Genomic DNA, 20,209 nt, shown 5'->3' with positions numbered 1-20,209 from the left:
GGAGGGATAGGCCATGGCAGAACATAAGGAAGATCAGAACAGCCTGCTCCGCTCCGCCAGCGCCGCCCACACCGTACTCAGCGCGGTCAAGACCGGCAAGGCCGTGGCCGGAGCCGCCAGGGGCGCTGCCGCCGGGCCCTTCGGCGCCGTGCTGGGGGCTGTGGTCCAGTCCCGGCACACCATCGCCAAAGCCTGCGCCGCGGCCGCGGCGCTGCTGGCCCTCCCCCTTCTCTTTCTGCTGATGCTCCCCGCCCTCATCTTCGGCGGGCTGGCCGACGCCTTTTCCGGGGACTCGGAGCAGCCGGTGCTGAACGACGAGACCGTCATCTCCGATGAAATGACCCGAATCACCGCCTCCATCCAGACGCTGCTGGGGGAGGGCATCGACGACGTGACCCAACGGATCCAGGCGGATTTCAGTGGCACCGGCGGGGAGCACTATGAGATCGTCAACCCCTATGCGGAAAACCTGCTGAGCAACACCAACATCCTCATCGGCCAATACTGCGCCTCCATGGACCAGGACTGGGAGAACATCTCCCTGGAACATATGGAAGCCACCATCCGCCGGGGCAAGGAGCATCTGTATACCTACACCATGACCACCGAGACCCGGGTGACCGAGGATGATCCCACCACACCGGAGGACGAAAGCGGGTCGGAAACCTGGTATGTCTACACCATCGTGTACCAGGGGGAGGCCTACTTTGCCGACCAGATCTTCCATCTGTCCCAGGATCAGAAGGAGATCGCGGAGGATTTCGCGCAAAACCTCAGCCAGTTCCTGGGGGACGGCACCTATCAGGGCATCCACTCGGAGGACGCCGTCAACGGCATCCCCGCCCTGGGCCAGATCCGCTTCACCGACGGCGCCACGCCGGTGGTCTACTACAATCAACTGGATCAGCGGTACGCCTCCCAGCCCTACGGCACCGATCACATCGGCGGCTACGGCTGCGGCCCCACCGCCATGGCCATTGTGGTATCCTCTCTGACCGACGATCTGGTGGACCCGGTGGAGATGGCCCGGTGGGCCTATGAGCATCATTACTGGTGCAGCAAAAGCGGCTCCTTCCACGCCCTGATCCCCAACGCGGCCAAAGCCTGGGGGCTCCCCGTGGAGGGCTGTACCCCCTCGGAGCCCCAGCGTCTGGTGGACGCCCTGAGCCAGGGCAAGCTGGTGGTGGCCCTGATGACCAAGGGGCACTTCACCTCCGGCGGCCACTTCATCGTGCTCCGGGGCGTCCAGGGAGACAAGATCCTGGTGGCGGATCCCTCCAGCTACACCCGCAGCCAGAAGGCCTGGGACCTGTCCATCATCCTCAACGAGGCCAGCCGCCGGGCTGCCGCCGGCGGGCCCTTCTGGATCATCGGATAAAAAAGCGGCCAGCGCCCCGCTGACCGCTTGCCACCCCTCAGGTGGAAAACCCGGTATGATCCTGTCTGCAATCCAGCACAGCGTCCAGATAGACCCGGTCCTCCCCGATGGTGAACAAAGCCTTGTACCATTTGCAGAACAGCGCTTTTCGGTAAACGCCCTCCGGCAGGTTGTAGTCTTCTTCGGGCGGGAACTGGAAGGGCCTGCTCTCCAGGGCATCCAGGATCTCCTCAAATTCCCGCACCAGCCGCCGGGCTGCGGGCACGCTGACCTGTGCCAGAAACCGGGCGTGCCGCACCAGCATCTCATCCGCCCGCCGGGATACGACCACGGTATACTTACCCACCGCGCTCGACCTCCCCGATCACCCGCTCCATATCCGCCAGCACCGTCCGGGCGTCCCGCCCCTGATAACCCCGCAGGCGCTCAGTCTGCGCCTCCAGCAGGTCGGCGTAAACCGTATTGCTGGACTGGAGGGAAAGGGACAGGGGAACCGACCGTTCCCTGACGATCTGTTTGAGAAACATGGTAAAGGCGCCGGACATGGTCATCCCCACCTGGGACAGGACCTCTTCGGCCTGACTCTTCAATGCGGAGTCCACCCGCATACTGATGTTGCAATCTCCTGGCATCGTTCTCACCGCTCCTTTCCCACAAATTGTACTGCAACGCATATACATTGTCAATCTCATAGGGAGTGCGGCCTTGCCGCTTTGGAGTTTTTACAAAATGTTCACAAAATAACCGGCCGTTTTTGTTCTGATCCGGTGCGTATTATTATGAGGGGATTTTTAGGAGGTCTTTCATGACAACAGCAGCTGCCCAAGCCCTGTGCGCCTTTCTCTCCTGCTGCGGCGGGAACTGGCGCAACGCCATGTTTCTTCCCTGTGATCCCTGCTGTCAGCCCTGTGAGAGGCGCCATGCAGGCCATCTCCTGACCGCGGACCGGGATGGCAAACCGGTGGTGTTCCCGGTTCATCGGCTGGAGGCCGCCCTGGGCCGGAGGATCGAGCCCGACGAGTGCGTCGGTTCCCTCAGCCGAGCTGCCTTTGAGGCGCTGTACGCCCGCTATCTCCAGTGGCAGCTGGACACAAGCACGGAATGCCCCCTGCTCCGGTTGAGCGGCCAGCCTTTCATCCCCTCGTCACTCTGATGATGGAAGGTGATCCACCCATGAAAAAAGTACATCTGACCTGTCCCAAATGCCACTCCAAGGCGCTGCTGCGCCCTGCCAGCGTCATTTTCGGAGACAAAGCCCCCGATCCCAGCGCCAAATACTATGTCTGCGCCAGATATCCCGCCTGCGACTGCTATGTCAGCGCCCACCGGCGCACCCACATGCCCATGGGCACCCTGGCGGACCCGGCCTTGCGAAAAAAGCGCAACCAGGCCCACCAGGCCCTGGACCGGCTCTGGCGGAGCGGCCTGATGAGCCGCACCCAGGCCTACCGGCTGCTCCAGCTCCACCTGGGCTTACCCCCTGAGGAGGCCCACATCGCGAAGTTTTCCATGGACCGCTGCGACCAGGTCATCGCTTTTTGCCGGCAGATCGCCAAGTCCGCCGGCCTGGCGTCGTAGTCCATACAAATTCATTTGGGAGGTATCTTATGCCACAGCACAGCTATTATACCGCCGTGGGGCACTATCAGTGCCGATCTACCGCCGCCGGGGACCGCTACCCCGTGGTGATCCGCAATGACAGGGTCTACGAGGTGGACCCCCAGGAGATGACGCTCTGGAGCTGCCTGGCCTGGCATCTGATGGAGTCCAGGCAGCTGGAGCGCGGCTACCACAGGCTGGAACGGGAGCTCCTGCCCGCGCCCAGGCGGGACTTTGAGACCTGCCTGTATCGTCTGCTCCACCGGGGCCTCATCGCTGCCGGCACCGGGGAGACCGCCCTGGACGCTCTCTACGATCTGTTCACCGGTCTGTACCCCATCCCCGTCCCTCAGCGTCTGCCGCTCCGCCTGGCAGCCTTCTTCAGCCTGTTCCTGACCCAGGGAGCCCCGCTCCCCGACGCCGTCCGGGTCTTTCGCCGGGACAAGCCCAGCCAGCAGGAACGTCTGGTTCTGGATCTGTCCCGGCAGGCGGTGCTCTCTGTCCCCGAGCTCATCAAGTGTGTGGAGCATCAGGTTTCCGACGTCTCCACCGAAAGCAAACTTTTGAGCGCCCTTTACGGCGACAGGGAGACCACCAGCGACAATCTGGGCTTCACCATGCGGCAGGCCCGGAGTATGGAACCCGTCACCATCGCTGTGGCCAACCTGTATCTGCGCAAGCAGCTCATCTTTGAGCAGGTGTGACCATGGAACCCTTTTCCCAATGGCCCCAGGCCCTCCAGCGGCGGTGGCTGGTCAATCTGGCAATCTGCGCCCTCTTTCCCCTGGCCGGCCTGGCCGCCTGGCTGGCCCTGGACGACCTGTTCCTCTTCGCCCTCAGCCTGCTTCTCTCCCTGGCCGTGCTGGTCCGGAGCCTGCTCTTCTACCGGGCGGCGGCCAGCCGGGCCTATGAAACCGTAGAGGGCGTGTGCATCGGGCTCAGGCGCCAGCCTCTGCGGGAGCAGCAGACCGTCCGGCTGCTCACCGCCCATGGATTGGAGCATACCCTGACCCTGGACAAGCGGACCCGGCTGCTGATCGGCAACCAATACCGGTTCTACTTCCAAAAGGCGGGGTTCGCCGGAGCGGAGCCGCTGCCGGAGCCGCTGCGGCCCCGGGATCAATTCCTGGGCATGGAGGACCTGGGGCCCTACAGGGCCGACAGGGCGCCGGACTCCGGCGGCCGTCAGGAAAACCCGGAGGATACCGGGCAAGGAGGTGAGCGCCCTCTCTGATCTTCTTCCGACCCATAATACAACATAATCACGACCAAACCGGAACGCCCTTGAGCTCTCTGTCTCAAGGGCGTTCTCCTGTCAAAAATGGAGGTACGATATGAAACACGTCCACAGGTTTCCCCGCAGGCTGACCGCCCTCTTCCTGGTCCTGGCGGTCACCCTCTCCCTGTTCCCCACAGCCTTCGCAGGCCAGGTGGACAGCTATCACGACCCCGCCGAACACTGGCAGCAGGCCCTGGACCGCACCGACGAGCTGGACGCCAACGCCGTGGTCACCCAGGAGACATTCTATTGCGCCAAGTGCGACATGGAGACCAGCTTTCTGGTGTACCGTACCCCGGAGTACACCCGCTCCGGGGAGACGGCCCTGAACCGGAACGTGAAATATTCGGACGGCATCTGTGCCGACGGCAAGACCCAGGGCAACCTGGATTCCGGCACCCCCGGCGTGAACGCCTACTACACCGGCCACCACTGGACCAAGGCCATCTGCCAGCACTGCGGCATGATCAACAGCAACATGGGCCTCACCGGCTATCCCTGCGGCCGGAACGTGTACTGGCTGTTCGACTGCTTTGAGGAATTCTACCAGGAGCTGTCCCAGGAGACCCAGGTCACCCAGGTGGACAGCCAGTACCATCAGGTCACCACCACCTCGGGCAGATACTGCGGATTCTGCTACGGCACCTTCAGCTCCAGCAGCGCCGCCCTGGAGCGGCACCACATGGACACCGCCATCCGCTCTGAACTGGGCCACCAGCGGTTTGTGGAGATGGAGGCCTGCGCCGACTGCGGCTACACGGAAACCAGCTACATCGCTGCCAAGGCCGTGGTCGCGGACTACTTCGGCGTGGCGGACGGTCAGCCCCACACCGTCGCCGTGTCCGACCTCTCCGAGGCAGGCGTCACCACCTCCATCCGCTACGGCCACACGGCAGACGGCTGTACCCTGACCAACGCCCCCAACTACACCGAGGCCGGGGACTATCCCGTGTACTATGAGATCACCTACCGCTATGCCGGCGCTGATATGGTGGAGAATGGGGTAGCCTATGTCCACCTGCGGGACGAAGGCACCAACGAGGACGGCTCCTGCGCCTGCGGATGCGGCAACCCGGACTGCGGCTGCCACGACCCGGACTGTGACGGCAGCTGCTGCGTGGACAAGGGCTGCGGCAACAACCACAACTGGATGCTGCTGGACAGCGTGGAGCCCACCTGCCTGACTCTGGGCTATGACCGCTATCTGTGCTTGGACTGCGGTATGCTGGAACAGCGGAACTATCAGGCTGCCCTGGGCCACGACTATCAAAGCGTGGTCATCCGGGAGGCCACCTGCGAGACCTCCGGCAAGGTGCTGGAGATCTGTGAGCGGTGCGGAGATGTGAAGGAAACCACCACCCCCAAGGGCGAGCATTCCTACGCCACCACCGTCGTCCCGGCCACCTGTACCAGCCCCGGCTACACCCTGCGGACCTGTTCCGTCTGCGGGGAGCGCCACATTGAGGACATTACCCCGGCCCTGGCCCACAACTATGCTGCCAAGACTACCCCGGCCACCTGTGAGAGCGGCGGCAGGACCGTCCATATCTGCGAGGGCTGCGGCAGTTCCTTTGTCACTGATTATACCGACCCCCTGGGCCACAGCTGGGACGAGGGCACCGAAATCACCGGGGCCACCTGCTCCGGTGAGGGCGTGACCGAATATCGCTGTACCCGCTGCGGGATCACCCGGCTGGAGGGCAACTCCGCGGAGGGCCACGTGCCCGGCGACCCCGCCACCTGCACCCAGCCCCAGGTCTGTACCAAGTGCGGTGCGGTGATCGCCAACGCCCTGGGCCATGATTACCGGGAGGAAGTCACCGCTCCCACCTGTACCGAGATGGGATATACCACCTGTACCTGTGCCAACTGCGGCCACAGCTACAAGACAGACTATACCAAGGCAACCGGCCACACGCCCGGCGACCCCGCCACCTGCACTACTCCTCAGCTGTGTGCCACCTGCGGCGCAGTCCTGGCGGAGGCCCTGGGCCATGACTACCAGGAGGAGGTCACCGCCCCCACCTGCACGGAGCTGGGTTATACCACCCATGCCTGCGCCAACTGCGGCCGCAGCTACAAGACGGATTACACCAGCGCCACGGGCCACGTGCCCGGCGACCCCGCCACCTGCACCCAGCCCCAGGTCTGTACCAAGTGCGGCGCGGTGATCGCCAACGCCCTGGGCCATGACTACCAGGAGGAGGTCACCGCTCCCACCTGCACGGAGCTGGGCTATACCACCCACACCTGCGCCAACTGCGGCCGCAGCTATAAAACGGATTACGCCAGCGCCGCAGGCCATGTGCCCGGCCAGGCGGCCACCTGCACCACTCCCCAGCTGTGTACCACCTGCGGCGCAGTCCTGGCGGAGGCCCTGGGCCATGACTACCAGGAGGAGGTCACCGCCCCCACCTGCACGAAACCGGGCTACACCACCCACACCTGCGCCAACTGCGGCGACACCTACAGGGATGACTGCACCGAGGCGGCAGGGCATCAGCCCGGCGACTGGATCATTGACCGGGAACCCACCACCGACAGCGAGGGCAGCAAGCATAAGGAGTGCGAGGTCTGCGGCGAAAAGCTGGAAGAGCGGCCCATCGAGAAAATCTACAAGCAGGCCACCACGGACAGCAAGGGCGAGGCCATCGTGGGCGGCTATCTGGTGACCGTCACCGACACGGACACCAATAATCCTGTAGCCGGGGCCACAGTCACCCTCCATGAGGACCAGTCCCTGTCCATCCGGCTGCCCTCTGGCCGTCTGCTGGACTACGCCGACCAGACCACCATCCAGGTTCAGCTTACTGAGGACAAGTCCCCCGTGGCGGACATGTGTGTATCTGTTACCGACCGCAACAACAATTTCAGCAGCGGCAAGACCGACGCCGCCGGACAGCTCACCGTCCCCGGCGGCTCGGATACCACCAATGAGGACGGCAAGGGCACCGTGGGCTGGGAGGACGCCAACGGGGACCGCCACACCCTGACCGTCAAGGTAGAGGATCACGAAACCAATCGGCCCATTGAGGATGCCGGGGTATCTATCGGAAAAACCGGTACCATCACTGTCACCCTGCCGGAGGGTACCGACATGGACGAGGACAACCGGATCACCGTCACGGTCACCGACCAGGAGCGTGAGCCCCAGGAGGGTCTGACCGTCACCGTCAAGGGCGACCTGGGCCAGAAGGCAACCGGGGAAACCGACGAGGACGGCAAGCTGACAGTTCCCGAGGTGACGGAGCTGGAAACCCACGGGGCTTATGTGGTGGGCTACACCGACGGCACCTTTGGGCCGGACCGGGATATGCTCCGGAGCGAGGCGGCCACCATCTTTGCCCGCCTGCTGGCCCAGCGCAACGGAGAGCGTATCACCGGCCCCGCTGCCTCCGCTTTTGAGGATGTCCCCGCCGACGCATGGTACGCCGGGTATGTGTCCTATCTGGCCCGCTACGGCATCACCGTGGGCTGCGCCGACGGCCTGTTCCACGGGGATGAGTCCATCACCCGCGCTGAGTTTACTGCCATGGCGGTGCGGTTCTTTGACGCCTATGGCGACGGCGATCCCGCCATCATGGAGGAGTACGGCGGCTTTGGGGATGTGTCTCCCGGCCATTGGGCGGCGGGCTACATTGCCGACGCCGCCCGGTATGGCTGGGTGGCAGGCTACGGCGACGGCACTTTCCACGCCGACGACGCAATCACCCGCGCCGAGGTCGTCACCATCGTCAACCGCCTGCTGGGGCGTGAGGCCGACCAGGAATACATCACAGATAACCCCCGTGGGCTGGTGCGGTTCCCCGACGTCCTCAGCGGCTACTGGGCCTATTATGACATTCTGGAGGCCGCCAACGGACACCAGGCCAGCTTCTCCGACGGCGGAGAGCTTTGGGCGAAATAATGATGCGCGCACGATTGGGAACTTCCAAATAGTCTGCAAAAAATACGCAGCTGCCTCCTGTTTTATCAGTGAACAATAAAATAGAGGAGGCCTGTCCTATGAGATCCCGCCGCATCAGCCAGCTGAAGCTCCCCGCCCCGGAGGACCACGACCCACATCCCAGGCTCCTGCTCAACGGCTATGGCATCCACGCCGGAAGCTGCTACACCGCCCTGCTTCCCGACGGCTGGCATGAGATCAGCCTGGAGATCCGCTGGGATGTCACCGGCCCCGGCTGCTGGTACATCGATGATCCCGCATACCAGGATATCTGCCCCGTAGGCCTTTTTGTCCGGATCTGACCCTCGTGACTGGGCGGCGCGGGTTGTTCCCCGCGCCGCCCTTCCCTGTCTCGTCCGCGATATCTGCGCACCGCCAAAATCATATATACTATATATTGTGTTTATTGTTGACTCAAGGCGCTTCATATGGTATAATCCTTTTGAAATTGATTGATGCGCCAAATCCCCTGCGGGGCACCGGCTGTAAGCCTGTGTGTGGAGCGAAACCTCCACCTGCGCACGTTGTCAGGTTTGTACGTAAGTGTCAGTAGTACGATCATGCCCTTCGGAGCTCCGGTCGATTGCTGGCGCTTTTTATATAGATACAACACGGCCCATAAGGGCAGAAAGGAGCGATATGGCAGACCTGCGTACCATCGGCCGGGTGACCCATGACCTGGAACCGAAGCGGAGCCACCAGGGTGCGCTCTACCTGCGATTCACCCTGGCGGAACGAATCGGCCGGGGAGAGGCCGCCCGGGAACAGTACTTTGAGGTTTGGGCATGGGACGATCTGGCTCAGAGCCTGCTGGAGCAGAAGATAGGCCGGGGCGCCCGTCTATGGGTGCGGGGCTTTCTGGAACTGGCGGACTATGTCCAGCGGGACGGAACGACCCGGGACAAGCGGCTGAAGCTGCGGCTGCGCCAGTGGAGCGTCCTGCCCCCCGGCGTCAGAACCGCCCGGCCCGGTCCAGCGGGACAACCGCTCAGCCCTCCCACTCCGGAACCGCTTCCGGTGATCGACGGTGAGCGGGAGACCCTTCCGGGATAACGGCCCGGAGCGAAGAAAAAGGAACCGCACTGTGTGTTTGAATGACTCATGCACCAGTGCGGTTCCTTTTTTGTTTTCAGACAAACAGAAAGGTGGTAACGATCGATGAAATGGCAATCTCCCCTGAGGGGCGGTATCTCCGTACTGATCGGCGTGGTCATCGCCATCCTGGCCCTGGTACGGGGCGACTGGCTCATTCCCCTGCTGCTGGCGGCGTTTGGCATCTGGGGCATCTGGCTTGCCCGGGCCCGGCTGCTGCCGGTATGGCGGAACAACCGGCTCTACCGGCAATGCCTGGAGCGGCTGGACAGGCAAGACACCTCCTCCGGGGCTCAGGCGTCCGCCGTGCTGCTGCGCCACGTCAATTACCGGATCTCCGCACTCCTGAAGGCGGCCTATCCCAAAGCCCGCTGGGAGTGGACCATGGAGGACCCGGCGGCCTTCGCCGTCACAGGCGGCACCGGACGGCTCCGGCTCTATGGCGTACCGGATTATGAATATGCCGACGTCACCCTGGATCAGATGGCCAACCTCCGGTGCGAGCTGGTCAAGACCGCGCCGGTCACGCCCGGCTCCGGCCAGGCCGGGGATCTGTCCCTGGACCCGCAGGCGTGGTTTGAGCTGCGGGGCAGGCTGGTCCTGGATACCCTGATCCCCGATCTCCAGTCCCGGGGCCACAGCAGCCTGACGGTGAAGGAGAACGGCGAGATCGTCCTGCTGAACGAGGACGGCGGCGAGGAACCCACCCGGGAAACCCTGCCCGACCTGCCGCAGCGGATGTATTGGCCGCAGCTTACCCAGGTTTTGAAGCAGGAGGGCCTGTCTGCCGACACGGATGAGCGGGGTCTCCTGATCTCCTGGTAACAACAAAAGAAAGGATGTGAACCACCATGAAACGCGGACGCACCATCCAGGAGATGCTTATGGAGCTGGTCCGCCAGGATGCGGCCAAGGAGGACTATCTGGTCAATACCAACTGCCTGCGGATGGAGGTGGACGACGGCGTCCCCAAGCTCCGTCTGGCCGGCCGTGAGGAGGTCCAGCTTTCCCCGCTGGATATCCGCGCCACGGCCCACCGGCAGATTGGCGCTTATCTGGACATTCCGGTCCGGTACTACAACAAAATGCTGGAGGAGGAACCGGAGCTGCTGGCCTGCAACGTCAACCGCTGGTTCCAGCACAATCCGGAGCAGCGGATGCTGCGCACCATTGACGGCCATGCCCGGGCCTTTCTCAGCAAGCGGTACCGGCGGATCGAAAACCTGGATATCGCCCGCTTCACCCTGCCCCGGCTGGAACAGATGCCGGAGGCCCGGGTGGAGAGCTGCGAGATCACCGACAGCCGGATGTATATCAAGGTAGTCAATCCCCGGCTCCAGGCTGAGGTAGTCCCTGGAGACGTGGTACAGGCCGGCGTGATCATCTCCAACAGCGAGATCGGACAGGGCGCCGTATGGGTCAAGCCGCTTGTCTACCGGCTGGTCTGTTCCAACGGGATGGTAGTCAACGACGCCAAAACCGGCCGCTATCACACGGGCCGGGCCATGGACAGTCAGGAGGACTTCTCCATCTACTCCGAGGAGACCAAGCTGGCAGACGACGTGGCGTTTGTCAAGAAGCTCCAGGACACCGTGGACGCCGCGGTACGGGAGGCCAGTTTCCTCCAGGTGGTGGACAAGATGCGGGAGAGCCAGGGGGTCAGGCTGGACACCCGGCAGATCCCGGAGGTGGTCCGGCTCACCGGGGCCAGCTTCCACATCACGGAGGAGGAGTGCAAGGGCGTACTCCAGCACCTCATCGAGAGCGCCGACCTGACCCTCTACGGACTGGCCAATGCAATTACCCGGTTCAGCCAGGATGTGGAGAGCTACGACCGGGCTACCGCTCTGGAGGAGATCGGCTACAAGGTCATGACCATGCCCAGGGCCCTTCAGACGAAGATCACAGGGCCGGAGGCTCTGCCCATGGCGGCGTAATCACCACAGGCAAAGTCATTTTTTAAGGAGGATAACATCATGTATCAGGAGAACAGCGCCCACAACTCCGCGGAATTGGAAGCCCCCTTTATGCTGCCCCTGGCGGACGGCGAGGCCATGGACGACGGATTTACCGATGACATTGACGGACTGCGGCTGGACTTCCCCCAAATCAAGGTGCCCGGCGGCGGGATGCTCCAGTGGGAGCTGCCCACCGGCGATCCCCAGAACCCGGACTATACCAAGTACCTGGACGGCGTGATCCTGTTCAGCCACAACAATAACGCCTACTGGCCCAGCGGCAGTGAATACGACAGCAGCGTGCCCCCCATCTGCCAGTCCCTGGACGGCAAGCTGGGGTACGGCAACCCCGGCGGCACCTGCGTGGACTGTCTGCTGAACCAGTATGGCAGCAGTGAGTCCGGGGCGGGCAAGGCCTGCAAGAATATGCGCACCATCTACCTGCTGCGCAGCGGGGAGTTCATCCCCATGCAGATCAACCTGCCGCCCACCAGCCTGAAGGCCTTTTCCCGGTTTGTCAACGCGGTCTTCGTCTACCGGCGGCGGCGGATCTTCAGCTGCATCGTGCGGCTGAGCCTGACCCGGGCCACCAACGCCCGCACCAATCAGGACTACAGCGTGGTATCCTTCGCCAAGCTGCGTGATTTCACCGGCGAAGAGCTGGCCCAGGTGGCTGCCTACGCCAACGACTTCATTCAGCGCATCAAGCAGATGAACCAGCAGCGTGCCAGCGCCCTGCGGTCCGCCTCCGCCCTGGAGGAAGAGGATGACGGCCAGCCCCTCCGGCTGCCGGAAAACGGCGCCCACTTTGCCGACGCCCGTGTGATCGATGGAGAACGGGAGAAACTGCCCGCGTAACACGCCGGAGCGGTCATCCCAGGCAAAGGGGCCGGCCCCAGCAGAGGGACGGCCCCCTCCTCTGCCCGCCCTGACGGAGATACAGAAGGATTTTGCCGCCCGGCATCATTCCCTGATATACGATTATCTGATCCGGCGGCAGCTGGACATTCCGGCATATTACGATATTGCAGCGCTTGGATATCTCCAGGCTGTACGGCGCTATCTGACCCAGCCCCAGCTGGCTTGCTATCCGTTTTCCACCCTGGCCTGGCGGGCCATGCGGCGAAGTCTGGCTGTTTATTTCCGGGCGGAACAGCGGCAGCTGGCGGTACGGCTCCGGCTCTCTGATTGCCTGCGGGAGAAAGAAGCGCTTGTGTGGCAGGAACTGGACGCCCATCTGCTGCTGGTTGACCTGCTCCGCATCGCCACACCGGAGCAACGCGCTCTGGTCCGGCTGCGTCTGGAGGGCCACAGCATTGCCGGCACCGCCCGGGCTATGGGCCTGTCCTCCGGGAGGGTCAGCAAGCGCTTGAAGCGTCTGTATCAAACCTATCTGAGAATGGAGGGATTGAACCCATGAAAGCCGAAAAGGCTACCAGGATCCTCAGCGGGATCCTCATCTGCCCCCTGACCGTTGGCCAACGGGCCCTCATCATCCACGAGGGCCGCATGATCCGCACCACCACCGTGGTGTCCATTGGCAGCGTCAGCCCGGGACGGATCTGCTTTGAGACCAGGAACACCTGCTATTTTCTACTGGCGCCCACGGCGCCCCAATCCGCGCCGCCGGTGCCCGCCGTGGCTTCCGCCGCCTGAGCGTCATTTACTCTGCATGAAAAGGATGTGAATCACTATGAACGCCCTGTTACTTGGCACTTATCAGGGCAAGACTTACCGTTTGAAGGTCAAGTGCTGCTCCAAGACGCCCCAGCTAAAGGTGCAGCTCCTGCCCTCTGACGGCTCCGGACGGATCACCATCACCCAGGAGCTGGGCCAGTCCCTTCCCCGCTACCAGGCCTACTTGGCGGACGGTCTCCTGGATGTGGAGGACGACAGCTTTATGGCCTTCCTGGAACGGAATGAGCTGGGCCATATCGTGGACTACCGGCGGACTCCCGGGGACCCGGATACCGGACAGCCCGGCCGTCTGGCCGCGCTGTTCCAGTTCCACTCGGGGGCGCTCCGCCGGTACCACTCCGCCGGCTGCGACAGCTACGAGATCCACTATGCCAGGCTCAAGCAGGGCCAGGCTGAGCGCTGGTCCAAACGCAGGGCCGGGTAAAGCATCTGCTGTGAAATTTCATTGAAAAGGGATCCGCCCGCCGCGCTTCACGTATCGGGCGGATTCCTTTCTTCTATTATCATCACAACAAACGGGAGGTTGAAATTCCATGGCAAGCCTGACAGATAAAATTGCCCATCTGCTGGCCCTGGCCAACAGCCCTTATGAGGCGGAGGCCAAAGCGGCGCTCCTCAAAGCCCGCCAGTTGATGGCAAAATACAAACTGACGCTGGCGGACGTGACCCCCTCCGGACCCCAGCAGCTGCGAAAGGAGGGCATTGGGTTGACCACCACCAAGTTGTCCACCCCCTGGGCCCCCACCTTGGCAGCTACCATTTCCAAACACTATTGCTGTAAATCGTTCCTGCTGAAACAAAAAGGCGCCAAGCGGACGGAGATCGGTCTGGTCGGCTTGGATGAGGATTTCCAGATCTGCAAGTCTATTCTCCTCTATGCCTTTGAGTGTGTGTCCGCCCGCCGTTCAGCCATCCGTCGGCAGAAGGGGTACTCCGCCCAGGAGCTGCGTCAGATGTGCCACTCCTACGGCTGGGGATTCTGTATGGGTCTGAAGGAAGCCTTTCAGGCCCAATCTGATCAGCACCAGGAATGGGCGCTGGTCATGGCCGTGCCCCAGGCGGTGGAGGATGCCACCAAGCGTATGGCCCAGATCACCTATGCCAGGCGTACCGACACCCGCTGGAACGCGGACTGCGGTAAATTGGGGTACCTGGATGGCAAAGCCTTTGACCCCTCTCGCAGGCTGAATTCTGCCAGCTGACCGAGCTGTCATAAAGCGGGATCGCTCCACGGTACCAGAAATCAAACAACCGGCCCCCTCAGACACATGTCTGGGGCGGCCGGTTGTTCCGTACATTCTAACTTTTCAATGGATCTGAAAGCGATCTACACACTGTAGCAGCGTCACACAGAGCTCCTGATACAAATCCTCGTCAAATACCCCGTCCAGAATGGACTCTTTCAGCAGCATGGGCTGATACATCTCCAGAATGGCCGTTCTGGCCTCTTTGTCATTTATTTTGGCCCTGCGCAGCAGGTCCACAAAACTCATGTACACTCCCTCCCCAAAACCTGCCGCAGTCTTCGGAGCACACGATGATAGACCGCGGCGGTCCCCTGATAGGTCAGCCCATAGGCCCTGCCCAACATCTCAAAATCCCATCCGTACAGTGCCCTGCCCAGGAAGATCCCCCGATCTCTGGAACTGAGTTCGGCCAACAGAGCTTTCAGCGCCTCTAACTCCGCAAAAACCTCCGCCGGGTCCTGCGTGCGTATGGCACGCTGCCATTCCCACGGTCCAACCTCCTGAAAATCCGTAAGCATCTCCGTTTGCCGCCACTTTTTCCTCTTGTTCAGAACATCTTTTACCTTCCTGCGCACCGCGATCCGGAGATATGCGGTAAACTGATTCTGCACGATCTGGTCTTCCAATCTGCCGCTGTTTCTAAACTCCATAGGGATTCCTCCTCATGCTCCAGCTCTGAATGTGATCCATTCAGAACATAAGGAGGATCCCGGCATCCCGCGCCACATCGGCTTGCAGTTGGCCTGCGGGAATTCCATCCGGCATTGAGAAACCCACGGAAACAGGATATGGTCTGGCTCTGACGGCAAAGCCAATCCCATCTATCCCCAACCGCTGTGCCTGCCCGCCGCTCCGTGGCGTGCTTACCCTTCTCAATGCCCCGATCAGCAAGATGTCATGGTGGCGCCTTTCCCGCGTCAGCGGACGACACAAGCGGTCAGTTTACACCGTGTCCCGGCATCCTGGCAGCCCTTGCTGCCGCTTGCTGCTTTGGATAAAAAAAGATCTGCCCCTGTTTGGGAGGCAGATCTTACCGTCTGTGTCTCATATCGCTCCACCTTCTCCCTCTGCCATGGCATCAGAATAGTGGATAATATGTGGAATCTCATGGATTTTTGTCAGTTTCAGGTTTAATTCTGTCAGGAATATCGCAAAATTCGCCGTTATCCGACACATTCTCCCAGCAAAAACGGTATCCAACGCCCCACGCAGTCTCAATCAGGCCGCCGGCGCCGAACGGTTCCAGCTTTTTGCGTATTTCCCGGATGTGATACTTCAACGCCTCATCGGCGTTCACATCATAGCAGGACTTCCAGGCCAGTTCATAGAGTTCTTCCTTTTCCACCACTTCTCCCATGCGCTGGGTCAGGATCAGCATCAGCGCATACTGCTTGGGCGTAAGCCGGAGATCCCTCCCGTGCATATAGACCTTGTGAAACCGGCGGTTGACCTTCAGGCCGCAGTCCGGCAGCCAGAGCTCCTGGTATTCTACGGAATTTTCTATCCGCATACGCCGGAGCAGGGCAGACACATTGGCCCGGAAATATTCCTCATCCAGCAGGCTATCCAGCGCAAAATACCGATCCGCACCAGCGTCCAGCAGTTGGATTTCTTCTTCCCTGGAAGGCTCCCCTGAGGCTATCCAAATGGGAACGCTACTCAGCGCCCGCAATCTCTCGATCATATCTTCTTTGCAGGCAAATTGCGGGTTGAACACTAATATAACCATTTTATATTGAAACCGGGACAGGAGTTCCATCGCTTTCCTTTGACTCACAGCCTGGTGCACAATAGAAGCTACCCGGCTCACACAGCCGCACAGGCCAGGATGCAACTTCCCACTATTTGTGGCAATTAAAACCTTGTCCCGCATATATGCCCTCCAAATCCACATGTACACATGTACATTAGTTGTATATCTTTCCAACACCACAATCTATCACATCATACAATAAATTACCTATTCATTGTACTAAATTATTCTCTTTCATCAAATTACAAGGTTATTATAATTATGTTGAAATCAAAGTCAACAAATGCCGACGTGTCTTAGTGTTACACTGCAATGGAACCATTTCTGCGCAAGCAACCCAGGATATGTGCGTATCACATAGCGCTATCATGAGTGGCATCAGCACAAATTCAGTCTGTCGTACAGCCTTTTACTCTTTTGTGGAAATGTTTGACCAAACCGATACGGTGGCGCTGGGCGAATTCCAGACGAAATTAGGCGTTTCCCGCAAATACGCCCAGATGTATCTGGATTATTTTGACCGCTGCAAGGTATCCAAGTTGGTAGGCGACCGGCGGGTGTTGCTCAACGGCGACCCCGGAGCCCTGTTTTCCGCTTGAACCTATGCGGCTACGGAAGCGGATCGGACACCGGCCGGGAGCACCGGTCCTCATCCATACAAATAAAGACAGCATTCATTCTTTGGGAGGTAATCTGTTGTGTCGAAACTGAAACTGCACCTGCTGGTGATCCTGACCGGTCTGGTGGTGGGCGCCGCCTTCTGCCACAACTTTGGCCTGGCCTCCTCCACCGACGGCCCCTCCTTCGCCGGTACTCGTCGGCCAGGTAGCCGCAGAACCGCTTGCACGCCTCGTAATAGCGATCCTTGGTGCGGAAGCTGCCCTGACGATTGTGGCGGGCCAGTTTGTTCAGTTGGCTCACCAGGGCCAGATAGAGGCCCTTGTTTTGAATGGATCGTGTCATATTGTAAAGTGCTCCTTTTCTTTCATAAGTAGTTCAGATGGGCGCAGTTCGCCCCTTGGCAGAGCCGTCTGTTTCCGCCGGATCTCTAGGAAAATCTTCCTGAAGCCTGGGGACAATCGCTTCGGAACCCCTTGCAGCAGAGGCGTTTCCAGGAAGCGAGCCATGAACGGCGAATCTCTGTCTCTTTTTCAGTTGGAACCAGGTCAGTACGAGTGCAGTATAGGGATAGACCCTGCCATCGGTGGGCATTGCACCGATGGCGACTGCCGACACAACCGCTGAAGCTCGGCTGCAAGCTGCGGCAAAGGGCCGCAGCCTGCGTGTGTCTGTTGATCCCTCCGGCTAGGATCAGGGGAATTGCGTCCTCTTTGCTGCCGAACTGGCACTGTGCCGGAACAAAGAGGGGGTGAGCCTGCTGCCACAGGCTCCGAGGTGCAGCACCCCAAGTCACTCCTCGCACCTCGACGCGGAGAAGGGGGACGGCCATGTTTTAGAATAAGTTCTTCTGGCACCTTACCGCAGACTGGCAGAGTCTGGGGCAACTCCCAACGGGAGTGCGGGGCTATGAACGCACAAAAAGAGGGTGCGAAAAGTTCCTTCTGTGCCTGATCTACACAGGCAGCAAACTTTTCGCACCCTCAAACAAGTGCTCGTATTCTTTCTCATGGCTATCCGAAGAAGTTAACATCTTCGGCGCAGCACCACAGCATCAAAGGAAAAGACAGCCGATGAACATGGTTCCCTTGTTGTCCACTGAAACGGAGACAACAGCCGCAGGGCATTGCCCTGGCGGAAAACGGCTGAAACGTACAAACCTAACAGCGTGCGCAATGCGAGATGCCCCTCTCGCTCACAGGTGAATTCTGCCCCGGAGTTCCACCGAGTACGCGCAAAGAATCAATCGTAATTTTTATATACCACAATATATTGTGTTTGTCAATGCGATTAAACCATATATTTAATGTTAACTGGAAAATTTTCTCGACTTCATTCGACAGAAAATCGAAAGCCGCCTCCACAGCTTATGTGTGGAAGCGGCCTTATGCTGGATCATCCGGGACATATTTGGCAATGTCTCCGATCTCGCAGGACAGTACGGCACACAACTTGTTCAAAGTCTTGGTCTCCATATTATCGTTGGCCCGGAGACGGCGGATAGTTTTGCTGTCAATGCCGCATTTTTCTCTCAACTGATAGGTGGAGACGCCTTTTTCCTTCATCAACACCCATAAATTATCAAATACGATCATCTGCACCCCCCCATCATTGACACCATACAGTATGGGGGTTATAATCCGCATTATTAAGGGGATATAATCCCCATATGCAATGCGGGAGATGATTTTTTGAAGAAAGCAAGAAAAGCCTGTGCGTTCACCGGTCACCGCCCGAAAAAACTTCCCTGGGGCTACAATGAGACAAATGTGCGGTGCGTCGCACTGAAAGCTGCGTTGGAGCGGCAGATTTGTTTGCTGGTTCAAGAGGGAGTGACGGATTTCCTCTCCGGCATGGCTGAAGGAGTTGACTTGCTGGCGGCGGAGATTGTCTTGCATCTGCGCTCCGAATATCCCAGTGTCAAACTGCACTGCATCCTTCCCTATAAGGGGCAGGAAACGGAGTGGTCCGCTACGTCCCAGGCCCGGTATCACGCCATTCTGACGCAGGCGGATTCCATTATTTATGTCAGCCGGATCTTCCAAAAAAATTGTTTGTTAGAGCGCAATCGCTTTCTTGTCGCACATTCTGAGGTTCTGCTGGCCGTCTATAACGGCGAGTATCGGGGCGGCACAACGGCGACCATACGCTACGCGCAGAAATTGGGACACAGCGTGATTATCCTTGACCCCAACGAAATAAATTGAGCACACTCAAAATCAAAAATCTGACTGAATGGAGTTGTAAGATTTAACTGAATAGAGTATAATGATTTCACTGAATCATTGAGGTGACTGCCATGGACAAACAAATCTATAAGCCCCGCATTATTGATCATCAGGTGGAAGAATACCTGTCCGCCTTCGGCGCCGTCTGCGTGGAGGGGCCGAAATGGTGCGGCAAGACCTGGACTTCCTCCTATCACAGCAAGAGTGAGATCTATATCGGCGACCCCGCCGGAAACTTTCAGAACCGCCAGTTGGCGGAACTGTCCCCCGCTCTGGTGCTGGAGGGAGAGACGCCCCGGCTGATCGACGAGTGGCAGGAGGTACCGCCTCTCTGGGACGCGGTGCGCTATAAAGTGGATCAGACGGCGCAAAAGGGGCAGTTCATCCTCACCGGCTCCGCGACCCCGAACCACAAGGGGATTCTACACAGCGGCGCGGGACGGATCGCCCGACTCCGGATGCGCCCCATGTCCCTGTGGGAATCCGGGGACTCCAGCGGCAAGGTATCCCTGGAGCAACTGTGCCAGGGGAAACTGACCCCCGCCATGACCGGTGAGGTAGATTTGAAAAAGTTGATCGAACTGATTATTCGGGGTGGTTGGCCGGGAAGTCTGGGCCTGACTTTGGAACAGGCGGCGCTGCTTCCGGCCCAATACCTGGATGCTGTCATCGACGATGATGTGTACCGCATGGACGGTGTGAAGCGGGATACCCAGAAAATGCGTTTGCTGCTGCGCTCTCTGGCTCGGAATGAGAGTACCACCGTCACCAATAAAACGCTGATGAAGGACATCAAAGCGGTCGACGACGAGGATATTGACGGCAACACGGTGGCAGCCTACCTGGATATTTTCAAGCGGCTGTTTATTACGGACAATCAGCCGCCCTTCTCCTCCGGCATCCGTTCCTCTGTACGGGTGAAGCAGGCAGAGAAACGGCACTTTGCTGATCCATCCTTGGCCTGCGCCCTGCTGAAGGCCACACCTGCCAGCCTGCTGGGGGATCTGGAGACCCTGGGCTTCCTCTTTGAGGCTTTATGTGAGCGGGATTTGCGGATTTATGCCGAGTCCTTTGGGGCGCAGCTCTACCACTACCAGGACTATAAGAACCAAGAGATCGATGCGGTGGTCGAGTTGCTGGATGGCCAGTGGTGCGCCTTCGAGATCAAACTGGGAGCCAATCAGATTGACGCCGCGGCGGAAAACCTGCTGGAGATTAAAAAGCAGATCGAGGCCGATCCCAAGGGCAGGCCGCCTGCAGTACTGTGTGTCCTGTGCGGCATGGCCAACGCGGCGTACCAGCGGCCGGACGGGGTGTTCGTGGTGCCTGTGACGGCGCTGAAGCCGTAAGGATTATGCTGGGATAAACTTTTCAATCTTTATTTAGGGAGAATTCACATGAAGATCATCAATA

24 protein-coding genes are annotated in these 20,209 nt (G+C 60.0%); 18 read left to right on the top strand and 6 right to left on the bottom strand.

Going from position 1 to position 20,209, the window contains the following annotated elements:
- The first annotated feature begins 13 nt into the window (after positions 1 to 13).
- Positions 14 to 1,378: a C39 family peptidase gene (locus H6B51_RS03600; RefSeq protein WP_204882374.1), complete on the top strand. Its 1,365-nt coding sequence runs from the start codon at positions 14 to 16 to the stop codon at positions 1,376 to 1,378.
- 37 nt (positions 1,379 to 1,415) lie between these two features.
- Here the strand turns inward: H6B51_RS03600 and H6B51_RS03595 are convergent, their stop codons facing one another.
- Both H6B51_RS03595 and H6B51_RS03590 read right to left on the bottom strand, forming a co-directional pair.
- Positions 1,416 to 1,724 carry a type II toxin-antitoxin system RelE/ParE family toxin gene (locus H6B51_RS03595; protein ID WP_335342101.1) on the bottom strand — a complete coding sequence of 103 codons (309 nt, stop codon included), beginning with the start codon at positions 1,722 to 1,724 and terminating at the stop codon, positions 1,416 to 1,418.
- On the bottom strand, positions 1,717 to 2,010 hold the full coding sequence (locus H6B51_RS03590; protein WP_204882373.1) for a type II toxin-antitoxin system RelB/DinJ family antitoxin: 294 nt from the start codon (positions 2,008 to 2,010) through the stop codon (positions 1,717 to 1,719). Before H6B51_RS03590 ends, H6B51_RS03595 begins: the two co-directional genes overlap by 8 nt.
- A 173-nt stretch (positions 2,011 to 2,183) precedes the next feature.
- Between H6B51_RS03590 and H6B51_RS03585 the strand changes: the two genes are divergently transcribed.
- From H6B51_RS03585 to H6B51_RS03520, 14 genes are all read left to right on the top strand, one after another.
- A complete protein-coding gene (locus H6B51_RS03585; protein WP_204882372.1) occupies positions 2,184 to 2,531 on the top strand; it encodes a hypothetical protein in 348 nt (115 codons plus the stop codon).
- A 20-nt stretch (positions 2,532 to 2,551) separates the two neighbouring features.
- Positions 2,552 to 2,956 carry a zinc-finger-containing protein gene (locus H6B51_RS03580; protein WP_204882371.1) on the top strand — a complete coding sequence of 135 codons (405 nt, stop codon included), beginning with the start codon at positions 2,552 to 2,554 and terminating at the stop codon, positions 2,954 to 2,956.
- Between the two features lie 29 nt (positions 2,957 to 2,985).
- Positions 2,986 to 3,681, top strand: coding sequence for a hypothetical protein (locus tag H6B51_RS03575; RefSeq protein ID WP_204882370.1), 696 nt, complete (start codon positions 2,986 to 2,988; stop codon positions 3,679 to 3,681).
- Between the two features lie 2 nt (positions 3,682 to 3,683).
- The gene (locus tag H6B51_RS03570) at positions 3,684 to 4,211 is read left to right on the top strand and encodes a hypothetical protein (RefSeq protein WP_204882369.1); all 528 of its coding nucleotides are present in this window, start codon (positions 3,684 to 3,686) and stop codon (positions 4,209 to 4,211) included.
- A 100-nt stretch (positions 4,212 to 4,311) separates the two neighbouring features.
- A complete protein-coding gene (locus tag H6B51_RS17590; protein WP_243421115.1) occupies positions 4,312 to 8,163 on the top strand; it encodes an S-layer homology domain-containing protein in 3,852 nt (1,283 codons plus the stop codon).
- A 98-nt stretch (positions 8,164 to 8,261) separates the two neighbouring features.
- Positions 8,262 to 8,504, top strand: coding sequence for a hypothetical protein (locus H6B51_RS03560; RefSeq protein ID WP_204882368.1), 243 nt, complete (start codon positions 8,262 to 8,264; stop codon positions 8,502 to 8,504).
- A gap of 337 nt (positions 8,505 to 8,841) precedes the next feature.
- The gene (locus tag H6B51_RS03555; RefSeq protein WP_204882367.1) at positions 8,842 to 9,255 is read left to right on the top strand and encodes a single-stranded DNA-binding protein; all 414 of its coding nucleotides are present in this window, start codon (positions 8,842 to 8,844) and stop codon (positions 9,253 to 9,255) included.
- A 105-nt stretch (positions 9,256 to 9,360) separates the two neighbouring features.
- On the top strand, positions 9,361 to 10,119 hold the full coding sequence (locus H6B51_RS03550) for a hypothetical protein (RefSeq protein ID WP_204882366.1): 759 nt from the start codon (positions 9,361 to 9,363) through the stop codon (positions 10,117 to 10,119).
- A gap of 26 nt (positions 10,120 to 10,145) precedes the next feature.
- Complete coding sequence (locus tag H6B51_RS03545) at positions 10,146 to 11,231, top strand: DUF932 domain-containing protein (protein ID WP_204882365.1); 1,086 nt, start codon at positions 10,146 to 10,148, stop codon at positions 11,229 to 11,231.
- A 39-nt stretch (positions 11,232 to 11,270) separates the two neighbouring features.
- A complete protein-coding gene (locus tag H6B51_RS03540; RefSeq protein ID WP_204882364.1) occupies positions 11,271 to 12,110 on the top strand; it encodes a hypothetical protein in 840 nt (279 codons plus the stop codon).
- Positions 12,082 to 12,672 (top strand): sigma factor-like helix-turn-helix DNA-binding protein, encoded by a 591-nt coding sequence (locus H6B51_RS03535; protein ID WP_204882363.1) that lies wholly within the window; start codon positions 12,082 to 12,084, stop codon positions 12,670 to 12,672. Before H6B51_RS03540 ends, H6B51_RS03535 begins: the two co-directional genes overlap by 29 nt.
- Complete coding sequence (locus H6B51_RS03530; protein ID WP_204882362.1) at positions 12,669 to 12,908, top strand: hypothetical protein; 240 nt, start codon at positions 12,669 to 12,671, stop codon at positions 12,906 to 12,908. The genes H6B51_RS03535 and H6B51_RS03530 overlap by 4 nt, the downstream gene beginning before the upstream one ends.
- 37 nt (positions 12,909 to 12,945) lie before the next feature.
- Positions 12,946 to 13,374: a hypothetical protein gene (locus H6B51_RS03525; RefSeq protein WP_204882361.1), complete on the top strand. Its 429-nt coding sequence runs from the start codon at positions 12,946 to 12,948 to the stop codon at positions 13,372 to 13,374.
- 109 nt (positions 13,375 to 13,483) lie between these two features.
- Entirely contained in the window at positions 13,484 to 14,152 is a 669-nt protein-coding gene (locus H6B51_RS03520; RefSeq protein ID WP_204882360.1) for a DUF7168 domain-containing protein, read from the top strand.
- A 105-nt stretch (positions 14,153 to 14,257) separates the two neighbouring features.
- On the opposite strand, the gene H6B51_RS03515 is transcribed toward H6B51_RS03520, so the two are convergent.
- The 3 genes from H6B51_RS03515 to H6B51_RS03505 all read right to left on the bottom strand — a co-directional run bounded on the left by H6B51_RS03515 (position 14,258) and on the right by H6B51_RS03505 (position 16,070).
- Positions 14,258 to 14,443 carry a helix-turn-helix domain-containing protein gene (locus tag H6B51_RS03515; protein WP_204882359.1) on the bottom strand — a complete coding sequence of 62 codons (186 nt, stop codon included), beginning with the start codon at positions 14,441 to 14,443 and terminating at the stop codon, positions 14,258 to 14,260.
- Complete coding sequence (locus H6B51_RS03510; RefSeq protein WP_204882358.1) at positions 14,440 to 14,847, bottom strand: RNA polymerase sigma factor; 408 nt, start codon at positions 14,845 to 14,847, stop codon at positions 14,440 to 14,442. Before H6B51_RS03510 ends, H6B51_RS03515 begins: the two co-directional genes overlap by 4 nt.
- Before the next feature lie 455 nt (positions 14,848 to 15,302).
- The gene (locus H6B51_RS03505) at positions 15,303 to 16,070 is read right to left on the bottom strand and encodes a winged helix-turn-helix transcriptional regulator (protein ID WP_204882357.1); all 768 of its coding nucleotides are present in this window, start codon (positions 16,068 to 16,070) and stop codon (positions 15,303 to 15,305) included.
- A gap of 305 nt (positions 16,071 to 16,375) precedes the next feature.
- Between H6B51_RS03505 and H6B51_RS03500 the strand changes: the two genes are divergently transcribed.
- Positions 16,376 to 16,549 (top strand): SelB domain-containing protein, encoded by a 174-nt coding sequence (locus tag H6B51_RS03500; RefSeq protein WP_204882356.1) that lies wholly within the window; start codon positions 16,376 to 16,378, stop codon positions 16,547 to 16,549.
- 1,404 nt (positions 16,550 to 17,953) lie between these two features.
- Here the strand turns inward: H6B51_RS03500 and H6B51_RS03495 are convergent.
- Positions 17,954 to 18,163, bottom strand: a complete 210-nt coding sequence (locus H6B51_RS03495; RefSeq protein ID WP_101691877.1) for a helix-turn-helix domain-containing protein — start codon at positions 18,161 to 18,163, stop codon at positions 17,954 to 17,956.
- Between the two features lie 96 nt (positions 18,164 to 18,259).
- Here H6B51_RS03495 and H6B51_RS03490 point away from each other — a divergent pair, with 96 nt between their 5' ends.
- Together H6B51_RS03490 and H6B51_RS03485 are read left to right on the top strand one after the other, a co-directional pair.
- Positions 18,260 to 18,775 carry an SLOG family protein gene (locus tag H6B51_RS03490; protein ID WP_204882355.1) on the top strand — a complete coding sequence of 172 codons (516 nt, stop codon included), beginning with the start codon at positions 18,260 to 18,262 and terminating at the stop codon, positions 18,773 to 18,775.
- Positions 18,776 to 18,867: 92 nt separating this feature from the next.
- Positions 18,868 to 20,145, top strand: a complete 1,278-nt coding sequence (locus H6B51_RS03485) for an ATP-binding protein (protein WP_204882354.1) — start codon at positions 18,868 to 18,870, stop codon at positions 20,143 to 20,145.
- Positions 20,146 to 20,209 lie beyond the last annotated feature (64 nt).

The organism is Pseudoflavonifractor phocaeensis (genome assembly GCF_016901955.1).
Taxonomy (GTDB): Bacteria; Bacillota; Clostridia; order Oscillospirales; family Oscillospiraceae; genus Flavonifractor; species Flavonifractor phocaeensis_A.
The sequence above is the reverse complement of the archived record's forward strand: the minus strand, read 5'-3'. Positions and strand labels throughout refer to the sequence as shown.